Genomic DNA, 24,259 nt, shown 5'->3' with positions numbered 1-24,259 from the left:
AATGATGGCAGCCGATGGCTGCCGTTCCCGGCGAAAACGAATAAATTCAGACAGAGAATAAGCTCCCGGATAGATCGGACCGAACCGTCCGGGAGCGTCTGTATCGGCTTGCTTATGCGCCGGGCTTGATCAGGGTCCAGTCGCCGCCCTTGATTTCCAGCATACGGAACGCCGAGAGATCGAGGCCGAGATGATCCGTCGGCGTCATGTTGACGATGCCGCCGGTGCCGACGAAGCCCTTGGTCTTTTCGATTTCGTCCCGAACCTTCTTCGGATCGGTCGAGTTGGCGCGCTTCATGGCTTCGACCAGAATCATCAGGCCGTCATAGGCATGGCCGCCGAAGGTCGAGACCGGGCTCTTCGCGGTGTCCTCATAGGTTTTCTTGTAATCGACCACGACCTTCTTCTGCGGGTCGCTGTCAGGCAGCTTGTCACCGACCAGCAAGGCCGCCGCCGGCAAGCGGATGCCTTCAGCCGAAGCACCTGCGAGTTCGATGAAGCTCTTCGAGGCCACACCATGGCTCTGATAAAGCGGCGTCGCGGTCATGCCGAGCTGTGCGTAGTTGCGGGTCACGATCGCAGGTCCCTGCCCGAAGCCAGGATTGACGATGGCCTGAACGCCGGGAGTGTTCTTGATCTTGGTGAGCTGGCCGGTCATGTCGCTGTCACGCGGACCGTAGCTTTCCTCGGTGATGATCTTGATGTCGTAGTTCGGTGCCACCTTGGTGCACTGCGCCTTCATCGACGCTCCGAAGCCGTCGGTTCCCGAGATCATCGCGATATTGGTGAGCTTGCGCTGCTTCAGGTTCTCGAAAATCTTCTCGCACGCCATTTTGTCGGTATGCGGCGTCTTGAAGACGTACTTGCGGACAGGCTCGATGATTTCGACCGCGCCGCCGAAGGAAATGAACGGAACCTGGGCTTCCTCGAACACCGGAATCATCGCCATGGTCGTGCCGGTGGTCGAACCACCCGCCATCGCGACGACCTTGTCGTCCTCGATCAGACGTGTGGCAAAGGTGCGCGCCTTGTTGGCATCGCCGCCGTCGTCATAAATGATCAGCTCGACCTTCTTGCCGTTGATGCCGCCTGCCGCGTTGATCTTCTCGACATACATCCGCAGTGTCTTGTCCTCGGGTTCTCCGAGAAACGACGCCGGGCCTGTCACAGAGAGGACGGAACCGATCTTTACGGTCTGCTGCGCATGCGCGGCACTACCGAACGTCAGACCGGCAACGCCGGCCGCCAACAGAAATCCCAATGCTGATGCTGGTTTCACAGTTTCCCTCCCTGGTGATGGGCGCTCGATTTTTTGAGAGCTTGCCCGGCATGTTTCCAACCACAGAGCGCCAATAGTTTCAAGTGCAACTATTGTCACTTCTAGCCATCAATATAATTGACCGAACGGTTGGTCAATAGTAATCTGCCTTCCAATTTCTGACCAAGAAGCCAATGGGAGGACTGTGTGGACAAAGATCTGGTCTTGACCGAGATCCGCGACGGATACCGCGTCATCACGCTTAACAGGCCCGGCAGCCTCAACTCGTTCAATCAAAGTGTACACACCGCGCTGAACGCGGCGTTGAATGATGCGGAGGCTGATACGAAATGTCGCGCGTTGATCCTCACCGGCGCCGGACGCGGATTTTGCGCGGGACAGGATTTGTCAGAGGTTGATTTCATAACGGGACAAAAGCCGGACCTCACCGTTACGCTTGATAAGAACTACAATCCCCTCATCCGCAGATTGCGCAAGCTGCCGCTGCCGATCGTCTGCGCGGTCAACGGTGTCGCCGCGGGCGGCGGAGCCAACATCGCCTTCGCCTGCGACATCGTTCTGGCGGCGCGTTCCGCGAAATTCATTCAGGCGTTCTCGAAGATCGCGCTGGTGCCGGATTGCGGCGGCACATGGTTCCTGCCGCGCCTTGCAGGCAATGCACGCGCGCGGGCGCTGGCGATGCTGGCCGAACCCGTGTCGGCCGAACAGGCCGAAGCCTGGGGCATGATCTGGAAGGCCGTCGACGATGCCAACCTGATGACCGAGGCGCACCGCCTCGCCGCCCATCTCGCCAAGCAACCGACGGGCGCCCTCGCCCTGACCAAACAGGCGCTCGATGCATCCGAAACCAACACCCTCGCGCAGCAACTCGATCTCGAGCGCGATCTTCAGGGGCAAGCCGGACGCGGATCGGATTTCGCGGAGGGCGTGAGCGCGTTTCTGGAGAAGCGCGCGCCTAACTTCACGGGGAGCCTGTAATGGACGCAAGCGTTCCCGGCGACAACAATGCCCAGGCGGTGGCTGAAGCCTGCGCAAAGGCGATGTGGCTCGACGATCATGCGAGCAAGGGCCTTGGCATGAGCCTGCAGCGGGTCGCTCCCGGCGAGGCCGTTCTCACCATGACGGTCCGCAAGGACATGACAAACGGCCACGGCATCTGCCACGGCGGCTTCATTTTCACGCTTGCGGATTCGACCTTCGCTTTCGCCTGCAACACCTACGACCAGCGCACCGTCGCGCAGCAATGCGCGGTGACGTTTCTTCAGCCGGTGCGCGAGGGTGAGACACTGACGGCGCACGCGGTTGAACGCAATCGCGCCGGACGTGGCGGCATCTATGACGTGACGGTCCGCGACAGCAGCAACACGGTCGTCGCGGAGTTTCGCGGACATTCGCGAACGATTTCGGGCCGCCTGCTTGAAGCCGACAGCCATCAACAAGACAACAAGTAGAATGGGAGGGAATGTTGATTCAGATTCCGTTGCGTAAGCTCGATCGGCTGACACCCGAACCCACCGCGCTCGATCCCCATGAGATCGCGTCCCGTGACGAGATTCGCGCCCTCCAGCGCGAGCGTCTCGCATGGTCGCTGCGGCACGCCTACGAGAATGTGCCGCATTACCGCGCCAAGTTCGACGCCGCGGGCGTGCGGCCGGAATCGTTCAGGAACCTTGAGGATCTCGCGAAATTCCCGTTCACGATCAAGACAGACCTGAGGGACAACTATCCCTTCGGCATGTTCGCGGTTCCTGAATCCCAGGTCGCGCGCATCCACGCCTCGTCCGGCACGACCGGCAAGCCGACAGTCGTCGGATACACCAAGCGCGACATCGAGACGTGGAGCGACGTTGTCGCCCGCTCGATCCGCGCCGCAGGCGGCCGCGCCGGGATGAAGGTCCATATTGCCTACGGCTACGGCCTGTTCACTGGTGGTCTTGGCGCGCATTACGGAGCAGAGCGTCTCGGCTGCACCGTCATTCCGGTTTCCGGCGGCATGACCGAACGTCAGGTTCAGCTCATCACCGATTTCAAGCCCGAAGTCATCATGGTGACGCCATCCTATATGCTGGCGATCCTCGATGAATTCAGGAAACAGGGCCTCGACCCGCGCAAATCGTCGCTGCGCATCGGCATCTTCGGCGCCGAGCCCTGGACCAACGCGATGCGCGAAGAGATCGAGGAAGCGTTCGATCTTCACGCCGTCGACATTTACGGCCTGTCCGAGGTGATGGGCCCCGGAGTCGCCAGCGAATGCGTCGAGACGAAAGACGGCCTGCACATCTGGGAAGATCACTTCTATCCCGAGGTCATCAATCCCGCGACCGGCGAAGTGCTGCCGGACGGCGAGAAAGGCGAACTGGTCTTCACATCGCTGACCAAGGAAGCCATGCCAGTGATCCGCTACCGGACTCGCGACCTGACGCGGCTGTTGCCGGGCACGGCGCGATCACTGCGGCGCATGGAGAAGGTCACCGGCCGCTCCGACGACATGATGATTGTTCGCGGCGTCAACGTGTTCCCGACCCAGATCGAGGAAAAGCTGCTCGCGATTCACGATTTGTCACTGCACTACCAGCTTGTCCTCACCCGTGACGGCCGCATGGACAACATGGAAATCCAGGTCGAGGCACGGCCGGATGCAAGTTTCCCGGCGCGCGAAGCAGCCACGAAGCAACTGGCGCTGTCAGTCAAGGACACCATCGGCATCACCGCGCTTGTCACCGTGCTCGATCCCGGAAGCATCGAGCGCTCGGTCGGCAAAGCCAAACGCGTCATCGACAAACGGCCAAAGGAATAAGACGTCTCATGGCACGCAGCCGCGCCAACGATTACGACGACAAACGACAGGCGATCCTCAACCGCTCCGCGGAGCTTTTCTCGGCGCACGGTTATGACCGCGCGTCGATGAACAAGATTGCGGAAGCCTGCGGCGTGTCCAAGGCCAACCTCTATCACTACTACAAAGATAAAGAGGGTCTTCTGTTCGACGTGATCCGCTTCCATCTCGAGGAACTGCTGGAAGTCGTCGAGGCCGCTGATAATCCCGCGGCTGCGCCGGAAACGAGGCTGCGCGGCCTGATTGCCGCGCTGCTCGAAGCCTACCGGGACGCCGATTCACAGCACAACGTCCAGATCAGCAGCATGCGGTTTCTGCCGGCCGAGCGTCAGGCCGAACTGAAAGGCATGGAGCGCGACCTGGTCCGGATCTTTTCGGCGGCGGTTGCGGGCGCCGCGCCGCATCTCAAGGGCACGAAGATGCTCACCCCCGTCACCATGTCGCTGTTCGGCATGGTGAACTGGCATTACCTCTGGTTCAAAAGCACGGGATCTGTCAGCCGCGACGAATATGCAGAGATCGTCACCCGCCTGATATCCGACGGAGCACGGAGCCTGCTCAAGTCTCCCCCCAAGACATAGAAGCGCACTGCTGCCGCGGAATAAACGTCCATCGGTGCCCGAAGCACCCAACCTCGAAGTGATCGCATGAAACTCGAAAGCTACATCAACGGACAGTGGGCCGCACCGGGCCGCGATTTCATCGAAGTGCGCAGCGCCGTGAGCGGCGATGTTGTTGCCGAGGCAACCAGCGGCGGGCTGGATATGCGCGGCATTCTTGGCCATGCACGCAACACCGGCGGCAAAAATCTCCGGCGGCTGACATTCCATCAGCGCGCCGACATGCTGAAGAAACTCGCGCAGTATCTGACCGAGCGCAAGGATCAGCTCTACAAACTGTCATTCCAGACCGGAGCGACGCGCACGGACAATCTGATCGATGTCGACGGCGGTATCGGAACGTTGTTCGTCTACGCCGGCAAGGGACGCCGTGAGCTTCCGAACTCGACCTTCCTGCTGGATGGCGCCGTGGAGCCGATGGGCAAGGCAGGCACGTTCGCCGGGCAACATATCATCACGTCGCTGCACGGCGTTGCGGTTCATATCAACGCGTTCAACTTCCCATGCTGGGGCATGCTCGAAAAGCTGGCGCCTGCGCTGCTTGCGGGCGTCCCCGTCGTGTCGAAACCGGCGACGGTGACGTCCTACGTGGCGCACGCACTGGCGCGCATGATCGTGGAATCCGGAATTCTGCCTGAAGGCGCGTTTCAGTTCATCGTTGGCTCGACCGGCGACCTGTTCGATCACTTGACCTGCCAAGATGTGGTTTCGTTCACCGGCTCCGCCGATACGTCGGAAAAGCTGCAACGGCATCCGGTCATCGCGAAGGAAGCCGTGCGCTTTGTCGCTGAACGGGATTCGCTCAACGCCGCGATCCTCGCACCGGATTCCGGCCCCGGAACGCCGGAGTTCGATCTCTTCATCAAGGAAGTCGCCAAGGAAATGACGGTCAAGGCCGGACAGAAGTGCACGGCGATCCGCCGTGTGCTCGCGCCGTCGGCGTATGTCGAGCCTGTGATCGCTGCCTTGCGCGAACGGCTGGACAAGGTCGTGATCGGCAACCCTGAACTCGAGACGGTGCGCATGGGACCAGTGGTCGGCCTCGAACAGCGCCGCGATGTGCTCGCCAACGTGAAGGCCCTCCGCACCGAAGCGGAACTCGTCGCCGGCGATCCCGACAATTTCGACGTTCAGGGAGCCGATGTCACCCGCGGCGCATTCCTGCCCCCGCTGCTGCTGCATTGTGCCGATCCTATTCGCGCAACAAAGGTTCATTCGGTCGAAGCGTTCGGCCCGGTCAGCACCGTGATGGGCTACAGCGATCTCGATGAAGCCGTGGCACTGACCAATCGCGGCGGCGGAAGCCTGGTTGCTTCGGTTTACACGCACGATCCGAAAGTAGCGTCCGATCTCGTGTTCGGCGTCAGCAGCTTCCACGGACGGCTCGTGATCATCGATCGTGACTGCGCTAAGGAGCAGACCGGTCACGGCTCACCGATGCCACAGATGGTGCACGGCGGTCCCGGCCGCGCCGGCGGCGGCGAGGAACTGGGCGGCGTGCGCAGTGTCCACCATTACATGCAACGCACGGCGGTTCAGGGATCGCCTCGCATGTTGACTGGCGTAACCGGTAGTTGGACCAAGAACGCACCGGTCATCGAAAAGGACCGGCATCCGTTCCGGTTTCATTTCGAGGACCTCGATGTCGGACAAACCTTCTACTCTAAGGAACGTACCATCACGCTTGAGGATATCGAACACTTCGCGCATTTCACCGGCGACACGTTCTATGCGCACATGGACGAGGAAGCGACCAAGGGTCACCCGTTCTTCCCGGGCCGCGTCGCGCATGGCTATCTGCTGCTGTCGTTCGCCGCGGGCCTGTTCGTCGATCCGGATCCGGGTCCGGTGCTGGCCAACTACGGCCTCGATTCACTGCGCTTCATCAAGCCGATCCAGCCGGGTGAGACGATCAAGGTGCGACTCACCGCGAAAGAAAAATCGCCCCGCAACAAGCAGTATGGCGAAGTGCGCTGGGACGTTGAAATTCTGACCGACAAAGACGAGTCGGCCGCAACCTACGAATTGCTGACGATGAACGCCGTTCGTCCTCAGGCTTGAACAAAAACAACGAAAGGGAGAAACGATGATCCTCGTGACAGTGATGTATCCGGCCGGCGAAGCATTCGACACGGACTATTATCTGAAGACGCACATGCCGCTGGTGAAAGACCGCTGGGGGCCGCTCGGGCTCAAGAGCGCGCAGGCCATCAAGGGCGTGGCGAAGCCCGACGGCAGCGCGCCCGATTACCAGATGACCGCGCTGCTGACCTTCGGATCGATGGAGGATTTCAAGGCCGCCGGTAAAGCTCACGGCAAGGAAATCTTCGCCGACATTCCGAATTTCACCAAGGCGCAGGCCGTGGTGCAGATCAACGACGTCGTTTTCTAGACGTCAGGTTTGCCACTTGTCGTCGACGGGTCAAACGTATAGCGGTCCACAAAGCGCACCTCGCCCGGTTTCGAGCGAGGACGCCGCGACTGCGCGCGACTTCTCACTGAAAGACCTTCCTGAGTCTTTCTATGATGACCCCTACCCGACCTATCGCGCGCTGCAATCCGCCGATCCAATCCATCAGATGCCCGACGGTTCGCTGTTCCTGACCCGGCACCGCGATCTGGAAGCCATCTACAAGGATACGACGCGCTTCAGCTCCGACAAGAAGGTGGAGTTCGCGCCGAAATACGGCGACGGTTCGCTGCTATTTCAGCATCACACCACGAGCCTCGTGTTCAATGATCCGCCGCTGCATACCCGCGTTCGCCGCCTAATCGCCGGTGCTCTCAATCCGCGCGCCATTGCGGAGATGGAGCCGGGGCTCATCTCCCTCGTCGACCGGCTGCTGGACAACATGCAGGCGCAAGGCAAGGCGGATCTCATTGAAGACTTCGCCTCCGCCATCCCGGTCGAGGTGATCGGCAACCTGCTGGCTATTCCTCACGAAGACCGCGCACCGCTGCGCGGCTGGTCGCTGGCGATCCTCGGCGCTCTGGAGCCGTTCCTGACCGAAGACCTGCAGGCACGCGGCGAGCGTGCCGTTGGCGAATTTCTTGCCTATCTCCGCGACCTCGTGACCGACCGCCGCGCACACCCCGGTAACGCCGAGCACGATGTGCTGACGCGCCTGATTCTGGGCGAGACCAGCGGCGAGAAGCTCAGCGAGATCGAGCTGCTGCAAAACTGCATTTTCATCCTGAACGCGGGCCATGAGACGACCACCAATCTGATCGGCAATGGCCTCGAACTTTTGCTGCGTTTTCCGGACCAGCGGCAACGGCTGATCGATGATCCCGCGCTGATCAAGCCGGCGGTCGAGGAATTCCTGCGCTTTGAGAGTTCAAACCAGCTCAGTAACCGACGCGTCGTTCAAAACACGGAGATCGATGGCGTCTCAATCCCGGAAGGCGCGCTGATCACACTCTGCATCGGCGCCGCAAATCGGGACCCCGACGTGTTCGCAGAGCCGGAACGCCTTGATATCGGGCGTGCGCCCAACCGTCACCTGGCCTTTGCCTCGGGCGCACATGCCTGTGTCGGGCTCAGCCTTGCCCGCCTCGAAGGCCGCATTGCGATTGGCCGTTTCCTCGCCCGCTTCCCAAATTTCGCAGCCGCTGGCTCGGCTCATCGCGCCAGGCGCGTACGCTTTCGCGGCTTCACGACACTTCCCGTAACACTCGCGTAGACATTCAGATCAGGAAATTTGCATGACGACGTTCGACAAGACCGCTGCCTCCGCGCTGCTGAAATCCGCACCAGCGCCATGGGTGCAGGATCTCGACCTGTCTGTCGAAAGCCTCACCGCTGACGGAGCTGTTCTGAGAATGCGTTTCTCGGACAAGCTGTGCCGCGACAACGGCGTGGTTTGCGGGCAAGCGCTGATGAGTTTTGCGGATACCGCAATGATCCTCGCTGTCGCGTCGGCCGCCGGCGGGTATTTTCCGATGACGACAGTGGATCAGACCATCCACTTCATGCGTCCGGCCATGAAGAGCGACGTTCTGGCGGAAGCGCGCGTCGTGCGGCTCGGCAAGACTATGGCCTATGGCAGTGTCTCACTGCGAACGGACGGCGACGAACGGCCGGTGGCGATGGCGCAGACCGCTTACGCCCTGCTCCGCGACGCCAAATAACTGTAAGAGGTAGTTACATCTGGTCGTAATCGACCACGACGCGTGACGAGACCGGATGCGCCTGACAGGTCAATACGAACCCTGCTTCAAGCTCCCACGGTTCAAGCGAATAGTTCACGTCCATCTTCGTCTCGCCTTCGACTATCTTCGCGCGGCATGTCGAGCACATGCCGCCCTTGCAGGCGTAGGGCAGATCCATGCCGGCGCGCAGCGCGGCGTCGAGGATGACCTCACCCTCAGCAATCGGCACGTCCTTGCGCTTACCGTCGACAATCAGCGATGCGATGGCTTTCGGCGGCGCTTCCGGCGCGACCTGGACCTTGGGACGCGGCTTGCCGCCAAACTCCGAAACAAAACGCTCGACATGGACGTGATCCTTGGGAATGCCGAGATCGATGCAGGTCGCCTCGATCTCTTCGCTCATGGCGACCGGACCGCAGACGAACACATGATCGACCGCAGCCGCTGGCACCATTGATCGCAACAACACACTGACCTTCTCACGGTCGAGACGGCCATACAGGATCGGCAAATCCTGCTCCTCTTGCGAAAGCACATGGAACACCGACAGGCGGCCCATGAAGCGGTCCTTGAGCTCTTCCAGCGCCTCGCGGAACAGAATGCCGTTGGTGGTGCGATTGCCGTAGAACAGGAAAAAGCGGCTATTGGGTTCTCGCGCGAGAATGCCGCGCACGATGGACATGATCGGCGTGATGCCCGAGCCGGCCGCAAAGCCGACATGAATGCGCGCCTGATCGGGCGCATGCGCCACGCCGAAACGGCCCGTGGGCGTCATCACATCGAGTTCGTCGCCGGACTTCAGTTCTTCCAGCGCCCAGCTTGAAAACGCACCGCCGTCGACCTTCTTGACCGCGATGCGCAGTTCGTGATCGTCGGGACTTGAGCAGATCGAATACGAGCGCCGCACCTCCTCGCCATCCATGATGGTGCGAAGTGTGAGATACTGACCAGGCGCGAAGGCATAGTCGCCAGCCAGTTCGCCCGGAATGGCGAACGTCATGGAGACTGCGTCCGCAGTCTCGCGCTTCAGGTCCGCGACAGCCAGACGATGAAATTTCGGAACGTGCGACATCGCAGCCTCGCCTAGTGGCACTTGAAATAATCAAACGGCTCGCGGCACGCCTTGCAGCGCCAAAGCGCCTTGCACGACGTCGAGCCAAATTCGGACAGAACTTCCGTGTTCACCGATCCGCATTGCGGGCACGCCACCTGCTGTTCGCCGAACAGCGCGCGGCGTCCTCCGCCCGCCTGCGGCGGCGCGATCCCATATTCTTTAAGCTTCTGGCGGCCCTGCTCGCTCATCCAGTCCGTGGTCCAGGCCGGCGACAGAACGGTGCGGATTTTCGGATTGCGGATGCCTTCCCGTTCCAGCGCCAGTTCGATTTCCAGCGCGATCATGTTCATCGCCGGGCAGCCGGAATAGGTCGGCGTGATCGCAACTTCAACCGCGCCGTCAATCACGGTAACGTCGCGCAGCACGCCGAGATCGGCGATGGTCAGTACCGGGATTTCCGGGTCGACCACCTGCGCCGCCGCGTTCCATGCGGTCTGGCGGAGGTCCTGCGTGCTGATGCCGGCGGTTACCATGTCGCGTTCGGGAAAGTTCGCTGCATTGATTGCAGTTCGCTGAGCAGATGCCCGAGATGTTCGGTGTGATTGCCGGTGCGGCCGCCCTTCTGCATCCAGTCGCTTGACGGACGCTTGAGCGTAGCAACGCCGAGAACATTGGAAACGGTGTCGGCCCAAATATTTCGCAGGGTTTCGGGATCGATCGCAATGCCGGACGAAATCAGTTCCGCGTCGCTCTGGTCGGCGTGAAACAGTTCGCCAGTGAAGGCCCAGAGATCATCAATGGCGGTCTGTGCGCGGCGATGGCTCTCGTCGGTGCCGTCGCCGAGGCGGATCATCCATTCCGAAGTGTGACGCAAGTGATACGCGCTTTCCTTCTCGGACTTCGCAGCAATCGCGGCCAGCGTCGCATCTTTCGATTTCATCATCGCGCGCCAATACGGATCGGCGAAAGCCGAATAGAAGAATTGCCGTGTGATGGTGCGCGCGAAATCACCGTTCGGTTGCTCCACGAGCAGCAGATTGCGGTACTGGCGCACATCGCGCAGATAGGCGAGCTTGTCCTCATCGTTACCTGCGTCTTCGACTTTTGCGGCGTAGGTGTAGAGTTCGCGCGCCTGACCGATCAGGTCGAGACCCATATTGGCCAGCGCCATGTCCTCTTCCATCATCGGGGCGTGACCGCACCATTCCGACACGCGATGGCCGAGGATCAGCGCATCATCGGCGCGGCGCAGCGCGTAGAGCACCAGCGGACTTTCGGCGACTTTGATGGAAAGCATTGCCATTTTGAATACTCGCGATGTCATTCCGGGATGCGCCTCTTGGCGCAGGCCCGGAATCCATATGCCAGCGTGGTTATGGATTCCGGGTTCGCTCGTTTCACTCGCGCCCCGGAATGACGAGTGAGCGCAAATCACATATGCCCGACTTCGTCGGGCACGTCGTAGAAGGTCGGATGGCGATAAATCTTCGACATCGCCGGCTCGAACATCATGCCCTTCTCGGACGGGTCGGACGCGATGATCGCATTCGACGGCACGATCCAGATCGACAGCCCCTCGCCGCGGCGTGTGTAGATGTCGCGCGCGGCCTGAAGCGCCAGCGTCGCATCCGCTGCATGCAGAGAGCCGACGTGCTTGTGCGCGAGGCCGTTACGGCTGCGGATGAAAACTTCCCAAAGCTGGGTGTTCTGAGTGGTCATGACAGCCTCCAGCCGATTACGCCGCAACCGCAGTGCGGCGCGTCTGTTGCTTCTCCGCATAGGCGGCAGCAGCCTCACGCACCCACGCGCCCTCCTCGTGCGCCTTGCGGCGCGCGGCCATGCGGTCGCGGTTGCACGGGCCGTTTCCCGAGAGCACCTGCCTGAATTCGTCCCAATCGATTGCGCCGTATTCCCAGTGCTTCGTCTCCTCGTTCCACTTGAGGTCCGCATCGGGAATCGTGAGGCCGAGATAATGGGCTTGCGGCACGGTCGCATCGATGAACTTCTGGCGCAGATCGTCGTTTGAGAACCGCTTGATCTTCCAGGCCGTCGACTGGTCGCTGTGCTGGCTCTGACTGTCCGGCGGGCCGAACATCATCAGGCACGGCCACCACCAGCGATTCAGCGCGTCCTGCGCCATGGCCTTCTGCTCTTCGGTGCCGCGCGACAGCGTGAGCATGATTTCGTAGCCCTGGCGCTGATGGAACGACTCCTCCTTGCAGACGCGGATCATCGCGCGCGCATAGGGACCGTACGAACAGCGGCACAACGGAATCTGGTTCATGATGGCTGCGCCATCAACCAGCCAGCCGATCGCGCCAATGTCGGCCCAGGTCGGCGTCGGATAATTGAAAATCGAGGAGTACTTCGCCTTGCCGCTCAGCATCGCATCGACAAGCTCCTCGCGCGAGGAGCCAAGCGTTTCAGCGGCGGCATAGAGATAGAGCCCGTGACCGCACTCGTCCTGCACCTTGGCCAGCAGCGCGGCCTTGCGGCGCAGCGTCGGCGCACGGGTGATCCAGTTGCCTTCCGGCAGCATGCCAACAATTTCCGAATGGGCGTGCTGGGAAATCTGGCGCGTCAGCGTCTTGCGATACGCGGCAGGCATCCAGTCGTTCGGCTCAATCCGGTCGTCGGCATCGATGCGGGCCTGGAAATGCGCGGCACGTTCCGCGTCTTCGACGTGAACGACTTCAGCTTCCGATGCGTTGAGCGCTTGCGTGTACATCGCCGTTCCTCCCGGGAGACAGCTCCAACATATAACAAAAAATATAAGACGCAAGCTATTTCTGTAACATATCGCTCCGCACATCCGAGAACCGGCGGCCAAGTTCCGGCCCCGGCGAAGGCAAGGAACCCGTCACGCTCTCGCCGTGCTCGTCTAGCCAGGATTCTGATGGCGGCAGAAGGGCTTGATAAAGCCGCGCACAAAGCTCGCGCGCCTCAAGGGCCGGCCATGCCGGCGGCAACAGGCCTGCCGGAAGCAACGGATCGCGCAGGATCACCCGCCGGTAGTGATGGATCAGCAGGATCCGCGCGAGGATGGCGTCCGCGGGAGCGACCTTGTCAGCACCGCCGATCCAGCCTTCGAGCGGTGCGAAGGTCTTCACGAACTCGCGATACGATTCCGCGGTCCGTTCCAGCGACCAACTCGCGGCCGCGAGTTGCCGCCCCATCGCGTCGTCAGCCGATACCTCCAGCCGGATCGCACCTTCGGCAATCGACGGCACCGGCACATCCGATGGCGCAACCCACACGCCCGGCATCGGGCTTCCAAAACCGGCCTCGGTCAATGCCGCCCGCGACGCCTCGCGATCGGCACCGTTGCCAATCAGCAGAAGCTCGAAGCGCCCTGCCCAATTCGACGGATGCGGATTGTAGACGTGCTCGACAGCCGCTTCGAAACGCTCGCGGCCACTCTTTGCGAGTTTGTAGAAACTCTTGCGGCCCGCCTTGTCCCGATCCAGCCAGCCGTCAGCAGCAAGCCGGGACACCGCGGTGCGGACCACGCCACCGTCGGTCCCCAGCATGTTCAGAAACTGAAGCAGCGTTCCAAGCCACACCGATCCGCCCCGGGGCAGGATGGCGTCGCCATAGAACGTGATGATGAGAGAGCCGGTGCGCGAAGGCTCGCGCTTGAACCGGCTGACAATACGGGAAAGCGAAGGGTGACTCATGGAGGCGCAGCATAGTGCATTCCGTCCAGCGGGCGAGCCCCGATCCGAAGACCATGAATGACATGCCGCGCCCGCCAAGCCACCTCGTATGAGGAGCGGCTTGCAGTTCATCGTCGATAAAATGGATGAGGGACCTCATCCAGAATCTTAGGATCAAACAGACAGGAATGCGGGCAAACCCGGGCACGCTTCATCGCAGGCAGCGGTGCTGCGCACCCTTGTGTGGCGCTCCGGGACGCTCAGACGTGGAAATGCCAAACCAGCAGAACGACGCCTAAAAACGCAGCGCAACTCAGCGCCCAGCTAGCAACATAGGCAGCGTCCTCAAGACCCGGGCTGCCAATGTGGTCTGCCGGACTTGTATGGATTTGTTGCCAATGGTCAGCCATCGCAGCCTCCAATGAAGCCTCCCTGCAAGGGACAATGGCGAGCATCGCAAAAGGGTTCCGCGCAATGGCAGAATTCATAGGGCAGTTGATGGCTGGGCAGATGGCGCTCCCTAGCGGAATCGAACCGCTCTCTCCACCGTGAAAGGGTGGCGTCCTAACCGATAGACGAAGGGAGCATTAGTCGCGCAAAACCAACAGGTTAGAAGTGCTGGGGCGAGCGCCGGGCCGCAAACCTCAAGGCAAGCTGGCCGACGCGGGGGAACGTATAATGGCGTTTCGCGGCTGCGGCAAGCCGCGAGATACCCCGCTTGAGCGGTGTGCGCAACTTCATGCACACTCGGCCAAAAGCCTGCCGGGACCTCCGGCAAGGCCGCCGGAGCCAGACCATGACCCGCAAGCTGATCGATATTTCCGTCCCCCTCCAGAACGACGTGCCGGCGGACCCTCCAGGCGGTCATCCGACCATCCAGTACATCGACCATCAGCAGGGGTTGCCGCGCATGCTGTCCTTCTTCGACGGCCTCAAGAAGGAAGACCTCCCCGACGGTCAGGGCTGGGCGGTCGAACAGGTCAACCTCTCGACGCACAACGGCACCCATCTCGACGCGCCCTATCACTTCCATCCGACGATGAACCGCGGCGAGCGCTCATGGACCATCGACGAGGTGCCGCTGGAGTGGTGTTTCCAGCCAGGCGTCAAACTCGACTTCCGGCACCTCCCCAACGGCTATGTCGCGACCGCAGCCGATGTCGAAAATGAGCTGAAGCGCATCGGACATACCCTGAAGCCGCTCGAGATCGTCGTGGTCAACACCAGCGCCGGTGTGAAGTACGGACAGCAGGATTACGTCACGTCAGGTTGCGGGATGGGTTATGAGGCGACGATGTATCTCCTGGAGCGCGGTGTGCGCCTCACCGGCATAGACGGCTGGAGCTGGGACGCCCCGTTCGTCTATACCGCAAAGAAATATGCCGAGACGAAGGATGCGAGCCTGATCTGGGAAGGCCACAAGGCCGGCCGTCACATCGGCTATTGCCACATCGAGAAACTTCACAATTTGGAACAATTGCCCTCAACGGGATTCACTGTGTCTTGCTTCCCGGTGAAGATCGAGCGCGCGTCCGCCGGATGGACCCGCGCTGTCGCCATTCTGGATTGATTGGAACGAAAAGCTCTTAACAACCAGCCCGCCGCAGGACTAGTCTTAGGCGAGCCGGCTGTGCCGGATCACGAAATGGAGATCATCGATGACGATGCCTCAGGATGTCGCCCGGCTCCAAACGCAGATGCGAGAAGCAGTCAAGGCAAACTGGAAAGCCTTCCTGATCGAAGGCATCGTGCTGGTGATTTTGGGAATGGCGGCGATTGCGATCCCGCTTCTTGCCAGCATCGCGGTTACGATCTTCCTTGGCTGGCTGTTCCTGATCAGCGGCGCAGTAGGCCTCTACCTGACGTTCACCACGCGCGACATGCCCGGCTTCTGGTGGTCACTGCTCTCGGCGATCCTCGCACTTGCCGCGGGCATTATCCTGATCGTTCAGCCCGTCGCCGGGACGCTGACGCTGACGCTCGTGGTCAGCGCCTACTTCATCGCCGAAGGCATCACCACCATCATGTACGCCCTCGCCCACCGGAAGGAATTGTCCGGGCGCTGGGGATGGCTGCTGATGTCGGGTATCGTCGATCTGGTGGTCGCCGCGCTGATCATTGCCGGGCTTCCCGGTTCAGCCGCATGGGCGATCGGATTGCTGGTCGGCATCAATCTTGTCTTCGGCGGCACGTCCCTGATCGGGATGGCGCTCGCGGCGAAAAATATGTGATGCCCAGAGGCTGCTGAATTTAGCAGCCTCTGCAAATGCTCTTGATCTTGCGATCGAGCGCCTTGTCCTCAGCGGACTCGGTGTAGTTCTTTTCCTGATTGGAAGGCACATCGCTCGCACGCGGCTGACGATGTCCGACGGGTGCCGGGGGAATGCTGCCCGAGTTCGTTGTCGCGGAGGGACCGGTCGTCGTCCCGCTTTTGCTCTGAGCCATTACGCCTGACGCCGCCAACAGCAACACCATCATGGCGATCGGGATGGATTTCCTCATATCACACCTCCACCAGTAACGATTCCTCAGCGTGGGTGTAGTCTACCGGGAATGAGAGGGATTTTCTATCGTTGCGCAGTTACGTCTGCCCTGCGCCGCACAATCCTGCGTCTTGCGGATATCCGCCATCGATCCGAGCAGCCAGATACCTGCGGTGACCAGCACGACGAAAAAGCCGAGCATCACAGCGTTTTCAACGCCGCGATGGCCGTCGTTTTCGGGAGGTTCGGGCTCAGTCATCTATTCCGGTGGCGGATAAAGGTGCACGTCGCCGCAGTAATCCACGACGCGATACCGCCGGTCGTGCCCGTCTTCACCCGTCTGTGACAGATATTGTGGTCCTATCGGCGCCTTGCCATGACCGCCGGGAATATCGAGCACATAATCGGGCTGGCACAGGCCTGACACACGCCCCCGCAGCGACAGCATCAGCCTTTGCCCTTCCTCAAGCGTGGTTCGGAGGTGAGCCGTACCCGGCGCAAGATCGCCGTGATGCAGGTAATACGGCTTGATGCGGCATTCGACGAAGCTGCGCATCAGCGCCTCCAGCGTCGCAGCATTGTCGTTCACACCGCGCAGCAGCACTGACTGGCTCACCATCGGGATGCCGGCGTCGATCATTCGCGCACAGGCAGTGCGTGCATCCCCCGTCAGTTCACGCGGATGATTGGCGTGCAGGGCGACCCATGTCGTCGCGCCCATCAACTTCAGCGCATCGACGGTCTCGTCAGTGACCCGGGCGGGATCGGCGACCGGCACGCGGGTGTGAATCCGAATGATCCTGACATGATCGATGGCGGCGAGGTCGGTCATGACTTCCTTGAGCCGCCGCGCCGACAGCATCAGCGGGTCGCCGCCGGTCAGGATCACTTCCCATATTTCGGGATGGGTCCGGATATAATCCAGCGCCTTTGAATAAACATCGTCGGAAAGAGCGGTCTCCTTCCCCGGTCCCACCATTTCGCGGCGGAAGCAGAACCGGCAGTACACCGCGCAGACATGCACCAGCTTGAACAGCACGCGATCGGGATAGCGATGCACGATGCCGCGGACCGGCGAATGCGTATGGTCCCCGATCGGATCGGCGTTCTCGCTCGGAAGCGTGACCAGTTCGTCGGCGGATGGAACATATTGGCGCGCGATAGGATCGTTCGGGTCCGACGCATCAATCAGCGCCGCGACATCCGGCGTGACCGCCACGGCGTAACGCGCGGCGACCTGCTCAAGGTCAGGCAGACTATCTTGCGCAGCAAGCCCCCGCGCGATCAGCTCGGCCGGCGTCCGAAGTGTTCCGGCACGACCGGTCATGCCTCGCCTCCCATCGGCGTCCACACCACCTGATCGATCCGGGTCGCCCCGCTCGCCAACATCACTAAGCGATCGAAGCCCAGCGCCACGCCGCAGGCCTCCGGCATCTGTGCTATCGCGGCGAGAAACTCCTCATCGAGCGGATAGCGTTCGCCGTAGCGGCGCTCCTTCTCGTCCATCGACGCGGTGAAGCGCGCGCGCTGCTCCTGCGCATCGATCAGTTCGCCGAAGCCGTTGGCAAGCTCAACACCGCAGGCATAAACTTCGAAACGTTCCGCAACGCGCGGATCGGACGGCTTGGCGCGCGCCAGCGCGGACTCCGGTGCAGGGTACTCGTAGAGAATTGTCAAACGGCCCTGCCCCAGGTTTGGTTCGACATGCTCGACCAGGACCTTGCTGAAGATGTCAGACCAGGTGTCGTCATAGGTGACGCGGACACGGCTCGCGGCCGCTGCCGCCAGCGCCTCGCGATCGGCTCGTCCATCCGGAATCGTTGCAAGCAGATCGATAGAGGCAAAACGGGTAAACGCATCGGCGACGGTGAGCAGATCAGGTTCGGCAAACGGATCGGCGGCTTTTCCCCTGAAGGAGAACGTCCCGATCCCGGTGGTCTGAGCGGCATGCGCAATGGCAACCACCGTATCGGCCATGACCGCTTCATAGCCTTCATTAGCGCGGTACCATTCCAGCATCGTGAATTCCGTCAGATGCAGCGGCCCGCGCTCGCGATCCCGGAACACCCGGGCGAATTCCACGATCTGTTTCTCTCCCGCTGCAAGCAGTTTCTTGCAGGCGAATTCAGGTGAAGTCCGCAGGAAGTAAGTCGACTTCTTGCCGGATGCCGAGGTCAGATCGGCTGCCGGGGCATGGAGATGGGTCTCGTTCCCGGGCGATTTCTGGAGGATTCCGGTTTCGACCTCGACGAATCCCTCGTCCTCGAACCAGTCCCGCAAGGCACGGGAAATCGCGGTCCGCGCCTGTAAAAACGGCTTCCGGTCGATATGGCGGCCGGGTGTCCACCAGGGCGAGGATTCCTGGTCTATACTCATGGGCGAAAAGCCCGATTCCGCAGCAAAATGCTGGCTTTACCGGTCCAGATGAGTATGTTGCAGCCCGAAACTGCCTTGCCGGACCCCGAAGCGCCGTATCGGCGCCGCCACCGGCCCTGAACATTAGGAAACCTATCTGTGAAAGTCATCGCCAGTTCGATCCGCAAGGGCAACATCATTGAGCAGGACGGCAAGCTATATGTCGTTCTGAGCGCGGAGAACATCCATCCCGGCAAGGGAACCCCGGTCAGCCAGATCGAAATGCGCCGAATCAGCGACGGCACCAAGGTCTCCGAGCGCTACAAGACCACCGATCAGGTCGAGCGCGCGTTCGTCGAAGACCGCGACTTCAACTATCTCTACGAAGACGGCGACGGCTTCCATTTCATGAACAACGAAAACTACGATCAGCTCCTGGTGTCGAAGGACGTCGTTGGCACGCAGGCGCCGTATCTGCAGGAAAACATGACTGTGAAGCTTTCGATCTTCGAGGGCAATGCTGTCGCGATCGTGCTGCCGCAGCGCGTCACCCTTGAGGTCGTCGAGACCGAGCCGGTGACCAAGGGGCAGACCGCCTCCTCGTCTTACAAGCCCGCGATCCTTTCCAATGGCGTCCGCACCGGCGTTCCTCCGCACATCGGCACGGGAACGCGCATCGTCGTCCTGACGGAAGACGGTTCTTACGTCGAGCGCGCCAAGGACTAAGGGCAGATCTCGCGAGGATGTATTGAGGGGAGCGGAGGCAGTAACAGGCAGACGAAACGCATCGGCGAAGCTCTGGTGCTTTTCTCTGTTCGTTGCCTCGCTGCTCCTCCTCGTTCAGCCTGCGCGCGCGGCCGAATTCAAAACACCGGCGATTTCGGTCGTCACCCCGGACTGGCCCGCGACCGTCAGTCAGCTCAGGGCCGAGATCGATTCACAGCCTTTGGCTGTCGACAATTTCAACTTCCCCTCCCGAAATCAGCCATCCCAATTCAACGCGCAGCGCATCACGGCGATCTCGCAGATCAATGCGGTGACGTCGCCGATTTTCTCCGGGATTGAACTCAGCCCCGTCCCGGTGCTGTTGCCGTTCGATAGCGCGCTTTATCTTTCTGATCGCCAGAGCGGCGCGATCAACCTCCTTATCCCGCGGTATCAAGCCGGGTTCAGAGCGGCGAGCATGTTCGAGGCCGGATCGGCCGGCTACGACGCTGTCTTTTTGCTGGACCGCGGCGCGGGCGACAATATGCCGTCACGGACGTATCTGGAGCCCGTCGAGGTTCAGATCACGGGATCGCTGCTGATCTACGACATCAAGGATCCGCTCGCTGGGAAAGGCGAGCCGGTCAAGGCGCTGGCCACGCAATATCCGAACCTCCGCCGCGTGATCCGCGAAGGCTATGTGCGCTATGCGTTCACGCGCTTCGGCGTCCCCTATGTGGTTTCGATCCAGTGTCACGACGGCGTTGCACGCGGCAGACGCCTCTCCTGCCGCGAAGCCTCGCCGGTCGCCGAACGGTTCCTCAAGGCCTTGCGGGTGGCGGGCGGCACGCCCCGCGATCCGCGCTCGAACATCGCCTCATATGCGTCGGAGCGTCCGATCGAATACTCGGCGGATTTCACCTATCGGCCGCCGGGCGAGATCATCGCCAACAGCGGCTATCGCGGGCAAGGCGGCCACGAGGACCTTACTGTTTATTCTCAGATCCGTTTTCCAATCGAGAAGGGTCCGGCATTCGCCAACTCCCAGTCCTTCATGAACTGGGGAGACTGCAACCTCACAGGGCGGGTCTCATTCGCGCCGACCAAGGGCGACCAGTACCGCTGCAAGCGCAATGACAAGCCGCTGGTGTTCGATGAATCCGCCAAGGAAAATTACAGCTATCCCTGGCAGGACAACTTTTGCGAGACGCGCGATTTCGAAGTCGGACAGTGCGCCAACGGAATGGGTCACCAGGGACAGGATATCCGCCCGTCGTCCTGCCACTTGCGCAACGATGGCGCGGATCGGTGCATCCCCGACCTGTTCGCGACAGTTGCAGTTCGCGACGGTGTGTTGATGAGGTCGCCCAGGCAGCAGGCTGCGTTCCTGCTGGTGAACTCGCGCAATGAACATATCCGTTTTCGTTACATGCACATGAACCCGGCCCGCCTCGATGCCGATGGCGTCCTTCACGGACGGCGCGTCACCGAAGGCGAAAAGATCGGCGTGGTCTCGAACTACCAGGATCGCCCCGGCGGAACGACAAACCATCTGCATTTCGACGTGCAGGTGTTCACGCGCGATGGCTGGCTTTGGGTCAACCCCTACGTCACGCTGATTTCCTCCTACGAGCGCCTGATCGGCGGCCGTGGCCGCGAATACATCCAGCCGCCACCAGAAGCGCCTGCGATGGCGCACGCCCTGCCGCCTGCGGATCTCCCCGCACACGTCATAAAGGAAGGCGAAGGCCGTTAGGTACGAAGGCATGGTCCCGAAAAGTGGGAACCGGTTTTCGGACAAGATCATGCCCAGACAGAATCCGCGGCACAATGGCCTTTGGCCCAGCTACCAAAGCCGCGCTAGACTGGCTGCATGACGCAAAAAGATTCTCGGAACACGCCCGCCCTCACACGACGAACCTTGCTCGGTTCCGCGCTCGGCGCAGGTGCACTGATGGCGAGTTCCACTCGCGCACTCGCCGCTACGCCCCCCGGATTCGATCAATGGCGCGAAGGATTCCGCGCTCGCGCGCTGGCACGCGGCATTTCCGAGGGCACGTATATCCGCTGTCTCGCCCGGATCGAGCCGGACATGAGCGTGTTCGAAAAGATGCGCAAGCAGCCGGAGTTCAACGAACAGCTCTGGCAATACATCAACCGCCGTGTTTCGGACTGGCGTCTGTCTGCCGGAAAGGTCGCGCTTCAGAAAAACAGTGCGCTGTTTGCCCGGATCGAAAAGGACTTTGGCGTCGAACGTGGCACGCTGCTGGCGCTGTGGGGCGTCGAGACGGCGTACGGCGATCCGCTGGTGCAGCAGAACCATATGCGGCCGGTATTTCCTTCGCTCGCCGCGCTGGCGTGGAACGAGCCTCGTCGCAAGGCCTATTGGGAAACGGAACTGATCAACGCGCTGCGCATCGTCGACAAGCACTGGAGCACGCCGGAGGAAATGCGCGGCTCATGGGCCGGCGCAATGGGTCATACCCAGTGGATGCCGGAAGTCTGGCTCAATGTCGGCTTCGACTATGACGGCGATGGCCGCGTTTCACCGTTCGGCAAGCCGGACGATGCCCTCGGCTCCAGTGCGCGCTATCTCGTCAACCGCGGCAAGTATCGTCGCGGCGAGCACTGGGGCTATGAGGTCAAGGGCGCGACCGGCGGCAGCGGCAAAAAGAGTTACGCGCAATGGGCGGCGGCTGGCGTGACCCGGGCCGACGGCCAGCCGTTCCCGCGTCCCAACGATTCCGCGCAATTGTGGATACCGGTGCAAGGTGGTCCGGCTTTCCTGCTGGGCCCGAACTTCTATGCGGTGAAGAGCTACAATCCGTCGATGAACTACGCGCTCGCCATCGTACATCTCGGCGACCGCATTCTCGGGGCGGGACCGTTCATCCAGCCCTTCCCCGGATCGGAGCGCGCGCTGACACTCGCCGAGGTGCAGGAAGTGCAGACACGTCTCACCAACGCAGGCTTCGATACCGGCGGCACCGATGGCCGCGTCGGCAACGACACCATGAAGGCGGTGAAGGATTTCCAGACCAAGGTGGGACTGCTGCCCGCGGACGGCTATGCCGGATTGAAGGTGTTGGCACGGCTGCGGCAGGGATCGTGAGTCCTACCGGATCACCGCAGGCCCCGGATCAGGCACGGCCACATCCGTCACACGCATCTGCACGCGCTCGGAGCCCTGCCAGCGGTCGACGGTGAGCGATCCCGCCACATGCAGCATCTGACCTCGATTTTCGATCAGCGCATTGCCTAGCTTCTGGCCGATGGAGCGAAACGCAATCCCGTTGACGAATGCGCCATCGCCCGACTTGAAACGCAGGCGCAGATGCGCCTGCCCGACCTCATCCGCGAAAACCAGTTGATGTGATGGCAGTGCGATCAGCGGCTCCGGATTGCCCGCGCCGAAAGGACCGGCGCGGTTCATGGTGGCGACGAAATCCGTGGTCACCGCCCGCGCACTGACCGCACCATCGATGAACAACTCGTTGGCATGCCGTGCGTCTGCGACCGTCGCCGCAAGCTTGGATTCCACGAAAGCGCGGAATTCCGCCAGCCGTTCTTTCTTCAGCGTCACGCCCGCCGCCATGGCGTGGCCGCCGCCTTTCAGAAGAATTCCCTCGTGCACCGCTTCGCGCACCACCTTGCCGAGATCGACGCCCGGAATGGAGCGGCCCGATCCGGTGCCGATCCCGCCCGGCTCCAGCGCGATGGCGAATGCGGGACGTGAAAACTTCTCTTTCAGTCGCGACGCCACAAGACCGACCACGCCCGGATGCCAGCCCTCGGACGCAGTTACGATCACCGAACCTTTGTCGTCGAGACCAAGCGACGCCAGCGCCTCGGCCTCGGCCTGCGCCTCGGCCATCTGCTCGATGACGCGACGTTCGGTGTTGAGGCGATCGAGTTCGGCGGCAATCCGCGCGGCTTCCGAAATATCGCCTTCCAGAAGCAGCCTCACGCCGAGGTCCGCCTGCCCGATGCGGCCGCCGGCATTGATGCGCGGCCCGAGCATGAAACCAAGGTGCCACGCCTCCGGTGGGCCGCTCAGCCGCGCCACATCCATCAGCGCGGTGTGCCCGACATGATCCCGGCGGCGCAGGGCGATCAGCCCCTTGGCGACGAAGGCGCGGTTGAGGCCGGTCAGCGCTGCAACATCGGCAACGGTGCCGAGCGCCACATGATGAAGCGCGTCAAGCAGATTTGGTTCGGGCCGAACGTCGCTCCAGAAATTGCGGGCGCGCAATTCACGGTTCACCGCAACCAGTGTGACGAACACGAGACCGACGGCGGCGAGATGTCCGAGGCCCGACAGGTCGTCGGGGCGGTTCGGATTGACCAATGCATCGACAACCGGAAGTTCGTCACCGCACTGGTGATGGTCGATCACCACCACGTCCATGCCGAGACGCTTGGCTTCCGCCAGCGGTTCGATGCTGGTGGTGCCGCAATCGACCGTAACCAGCAGTGTCGCGCCCCTGTTGGCGAGGCCGCGCACGGCTTCGACATTGGGGCCATACCCCTCGAAGATGCGATCGGGAATGTGGATCAGCGGATCGAGCCCGCAATGGCGCAGATGCCAGGTCAGCAGCGCAGCGGAGGTCGCGCCGTCCACGTCGTAGTCGCCGAAGATCGCGACCTTCTCGCCGCGCGCCGCAGCGTCGGCAATGCGCTTGGCCGCAGCTTCCATCTCCGTCACAGTCAAGGGATCGGGCAGCAGCTTGCGGATGGTCGGATCGAGAAAGTCCTCGACGGCGTCGATGTCGATGCCGCGGCCCGCGATGATCCGCGCCAGCATTTCGGGCACCTGATAGCGCTGCGCAATGGCGAGCGCCCTTGCCGCCCCGCGCGGATCGAGCCGGTCGCGCCACACGCGGCCGGTCGCAGACTGGTTCACGCCGAGGAAGGCGGGGATCGTCTCGACTGGCAATGCGGATGCAGGGAGCGTCATGATGCTTTCCGCAGGTAAGCACGAAGCGTCAGCGTTCAATGATTCGTCGCTGTCATCCTTCGAGGCTCGCAAGTGCTCGCACCTCAGGATGACGTCTCATGTTGTTGCCGTCACCCAGAGGAACCGTCGCAAAGCAATAGGCGTTCGAAAGAACGCCGTTCT

Annotated in this window: 25 protein-coding genes and 1 tRNA gene; 13 read left to right on the top strand and 13 right to left on the bottom strand. The window is 61.6% G+C overall.

The annotated features are described in order from the left end of the window. Positions 1–112: 112 nt before the first annotated feature. A complete protein-coding gene (locus HMPREF9695_RS08630; RefSeq protein ID WP_006020456.1) occupies positions 113–1,279 on the bottom strand; it encodes an ABC transporter substrate-binding protein in 1,167 nt (388 codons plus the stop codon). A 186-nt stretch (positions 1,280–1,465) separates the two neighbouring features. Here HMPREF9695_RS08630 and paaG point away from each other — a divergent pair, with 186 nt between their 5' ends. The 8 genes from paaG to HMPREF9695_RS08590 all read left to right on the top strand — a co-directional run bounded on the left by paaG (position 1,466) and on the right by HMPREF9695_RS08590 (position 8,866). Then, a complete protein-coding gene (paaG, locus tag HMPREF9695_RS08625; protein ID WP_006020455.1) occupies positions 1,466–2,257 on the top strand; it encodes a 2-(1,2-epoxy-1,2-dihydrophenyl)acetyl-CoA isomerase PaaG in 792 nt (263 codons plus the stop codon). Further along, positions 2,257–2,730, top strand: a complete 474-nt coding sequence (gene paaI / locus HMPREF9695_RS08620; RefSeq protein WP_006020454.1) for a hydroxyphenylacetyl-CoA thioesterase PaaI — start codon at positions 2,257–2,259, stop codon at positions 2,728–2,730. Before paaG ends, paaI begins: the two co-directional genes overlap by 1 nt. A gap of 14 nt (positions 2,731–2,744) precedes the next feature. Continuing rightward, positions 2,745–4,076 carry a phenylacetate--CoA ligase PaaK gene (paaK, locus tag HMPREF9695_RS08615; protein WP_006020453.1) on the top strand — a complete coding sequence of 444 codons (1,332 nt, stop codon included), beginning with the start codon at positions 2,745–2,747 and terminating at the stop codon, positions 4,074–4,076. Positions 4,077–4,084: 8 nt separating this feature from the next. Further along, positions 4,085–4,696, top strand: a complete 612-nt coding sequence (locus tag HMPREF9695_RS08610) for a TetR/AcrR family transcriptional regulator (protein ID WP_006020452.1) — start codon at positions 4,085–4,087, stop codon at positions 4,694–4,696. Between the two features lie 66 nt (positions 4,697–4,762). Further along, positions 4,763–6,796 carry a phenylacetic acid degradation bifunctional protein PaaZ gene (gene paaZ, locus HMPREF9695_RS08605; RefSeq protein ID WP_006020451.1) on the top strand — a complete coding sequence of 678 codons (2,034 nt, stop codon included), beginning with the start codon at positions 4,763–4,765 and terminating at the stop codon, positions 6,794–6,796. Between the two features lie 25 nt (positions 6,797–6,821). Beyond that, positions 6,822–7,127, top strand: coding sequence for an EthD family reductase (locus HMPREF9695_RS08600; protein WP_006020450.1), 306 nt, complete (start codon positions 6,822–6,824; stop codon positions 7,125–7,127). 16 nt (positions 7,128–7,143) lie between these two features. Next, entirely contained in the window at positions 7,144–8,418 is a 1,275-nt protein-coding gene (locus HMPREF9695_RS08595; RefSeq protein ID WP_006020449.1) for a cytochrome P450, read from the top strand. A 22-nt stretch (positions 8,419–8,440) separates the two neighbouring features. Continuing rightward, entirely contained in the window at positions 8,441–8,866 is a 426-nt protein-coding gene (locus HMPREF9695_RS08590) for a PaaI family thioesterase (RefSeq protein ID WP_006020448.1), read from the top strand. 13 nt (positions 8,867–8,879) lie between these two features. On the opposite strand, the gene paaE is transcribed toward HMPREF9695_RS08590, so the two are convergent. The 7 genes from paaE to HMPREF9695_RS08550 form a co-directional block, all read right to left on the bottom strand. Then, entirely contained in the window at positions 8,880–9,959 is a 1,080-nt protein-coding gene (gene paaE / locus HMPREF9695_RS08585; protein WP_006020447.1) for a 1,2-phenylacetyl-CoA epoxidase subunit PaaE, read from the bottom strand. A gap of 11 nt (positions 9,960–9,970) precedes the next feature. Continuing rightward, on the bottom strand, positions 9,971–10,474 hold the full coding sequence (gene paaD / locus HMPREF9695_RS08580; RefSeq protein WP_006020446.1) for a 1,2-phenylacetyl-CoA epoxidase subunit PaaD: 504 nt from the start codon (positions 10,472–10,474) through the stop codon (positions 9,971–9,973). Beyond that, the gene (gene paaC, locus HMPREF9695_RS08575; RefSeq protein ID WP_006020445.1) at positions 10,468–11,244 is read right to left on the bottom strand and encodes a 1,2-phenylacetyl-CoA epoxidase subunit PaaC; all 777 of its coding nucleotides are present in this window, start codon (positions 11,242–11,244) and stop codon (positions 10,468–10,470) included. The genes paaD and paaC overlap by 7 nt, the downstream gene beginning before the upstream one ends. Before the next feature lie 128 nt (positions 11,245–11,372). Next, positions 11,373–11,660, bottom strand: coding sequence for a 1,2-phenylacetyl-CoA epoxidase subunit PaaB (gene paaB / locus HMPREF9695_RS08570; protein WP_006020444.1), 288 nt, complete (start codon positions 11,658–11,660; stop codon positions 11,373–11,375). A gap of 16 nt (positions 11,661–11,676) precedes the next feature. After that, the gene (gene paaA, locus HMPREF9695_RS08565; protein ID WP_006020443.1) at positions 11,677–12,669 is read right to left on the bottom strand and encodes a 1,2-phenylacetyl-CoA epoxidase subunit PaaA; all 993 of its coding nucleotides are present in this window, start codon (positions 12,667–12,669) and stop codon (positions 11,677–11,679) included. Between the two features lie 55 nt (positions 12,670–12,724). Beyond that, a complete protein-coding gene (gene paaX / locus HMPREF9695_RS08560) occupies positions 12,725–13,618 on the bottom strand; it encodes a phenylacetic acid degradation operon negative regulatory protein PaaX (protein WP_006020442.1) in 894 nt (297 codons plus the stop codon). A gap of 490 nt (positions 13,619–14,108) precedes the next feature. Next, positions 14,109–14,183, bottom strand: a tRNA-Glu gene (locus tag HMPREF9695_RS08550). A 210-nt stretch (positions 14,184–14,393) separates the two neighbouring features. On the opposite strand from HMPREF9695_RS08550, the gene HMPREF9695_RS08545 reads away from it, so the two are divergent. Further along, on the top strand, positions 14,394–15,167 hold the full coding sequence (locus tag HMPREF9695_RS08545; protein WP_006020441.1) for a cyclase family protein: 774 nt from the start codon (positions 14,394–14,396) through the stop codon (positions 15,165–15,167). Positions 15,168–15,255: 88 nt separating this feature from the next. Continuing rightward, positions 15,256–15,828 (top strand): HdeD family acid-resistance protein, encoded by a 573-nt coding sequence (locus tag HMPREF9695_RS08540; RefSeq protein ID WP_006020440.1) that lies wholly within the window; start codon positions 15,256–15,258, stop codon positions 15,826–15,828. Between the two features lie 19 nt (positions 15,829–15,847). On the opposite strand, the gene HMPREF9695_RS08535 is transcribed toward HMPREF9695_RS08540, so the two are convergent. The 4 genes from HMPREF9695_RS08535 to epmA are packed head-to-tail and all read right to left on the bottom strand — an operon-like array spanning position 15,848 to position 18,456. Further along, complete coding sequence (locus HMPREF9695_RS08535) at positions 15,848–16,099, bottom strand: hypothetical protein (RefSeq protein ID WP_006020439.1); 252 nt, start codon at positions 16,097–16,099, stop codon at positions 15,848–15,850. 42 nt (positions 16,100–16,141) lie between these two features. Continuing rightward, the gene (locus HMPREF9695_RS08530) at positions 16,142–16,339 is read right to left on the bottom strand and encodes a hypothetical protein (protein WP_006020438.1); all 198 of its coding nucleotides are present in this window, start codon (positions 16,337–16,339) and stop codon (positions 16,142–16,144) included. After that, positions 16,340–17,407, bottom strand: coding sequence for a lysine-2,3-aminomutase-like protein (locus HMPREF9695_RS08525; protein ID WP_006020437.1), 1,068 nt, complete (start codon positions 17,405–17,407; stop codon positions 16,340–16,342). It lies immediately after the preceding gene. Then, on the bottom strand, positions 17,404–18,456 hold the full coding sequence (epmA, locus tag HMPREF9695_RS08520) for an EF-P lysine aminoacylase EpmA (RefSeq protein WP_006020436.1): 1,053 nt from the start codon (positions 18,454–18,456) through the stop codon (positions 17,404–17,406). The genes HMPREF9695_RS08525 and epmA overlap by 4 nt, the downstream gene beginning before the upstream one ends. Positions 18,457–18,594: 138 nt before the next feature. On the opposite strand from epmA, the gene efp reads away from it, so the two are divergent. The 3 genes from efp (at position 18,595) to HMPREF9695_RS08505 (ending at position 22,252) form a co-directional block, all read left to right on the top strand. Beyond that, entirely contained in the window at positions 18,595–19,161 is a 567-nt protein-coding gene (gene efp / locus HMPREF9695_RS08515; RefSeq protein WP_006020435.1) for an elongation factor P, read from the top strand. 22 nt (positions 19,162–19,183) lie between these two features. Then, the gene (locus tag HMPREF9695_RS08510) at positions 19,184–20,896 is read left to right on the top strand and encodes a peptidoglycan DD-metalloendopeptidase family protein (RefSeq protein WP_006020434.1); all 1,713 of its coding nucleotides are present in this window, start codon (positions 19,184–19,186) and stop codon (positions 20,894–20,896) included. Positions 20,897–21,013: 117 nt separating this feature from the next. Next, positions 21,014–22,252, top strand: coding sequence for a lytic murein transglycosylase (locus tag HMPREF9695_RS08505; RefSeq protein ID WP_024919174.1), 1,239 nt, complete (start codon positions 21,014–21,016; stop codon positions 22,250–22,252). Between the two features lie 3 nt (positions 22,253–22,255). On the opposite strand, the gene recJ is transcribed toward HMPREF9695_RS08505, so the two are convergent. Next, on the bottom strand, positions 22,256–24,097 hold the full coding sequence (recJ, locus tag HMPREF9695_RS08500) for a single-stranded-DNA-specific exonuclease RecJ (RefSeq protein ID WP_006020432.1): 1,842 nt from the start codon (positions 24,095–24,097) through the stop codon (positions 22,256–22,258). Between the last annotated feature and the right edge of the window lie 162 nt (positions 24,098–24,259).

The organism is Afipia broomeae ATCC 49717, assembly GCF_000314675.2.
Lineage (GTDB): Bacteria > Pseudomonadota > Alphaproteobacteria > Rhizobiales > Xanthobacteraceae > Afipia > Afipia broomeae.
The sequence above is the reverse complement of the archived record's forward strand: the minus strand, read 5'-3'. Positions and strand labels throughout refer to the sequence as shown.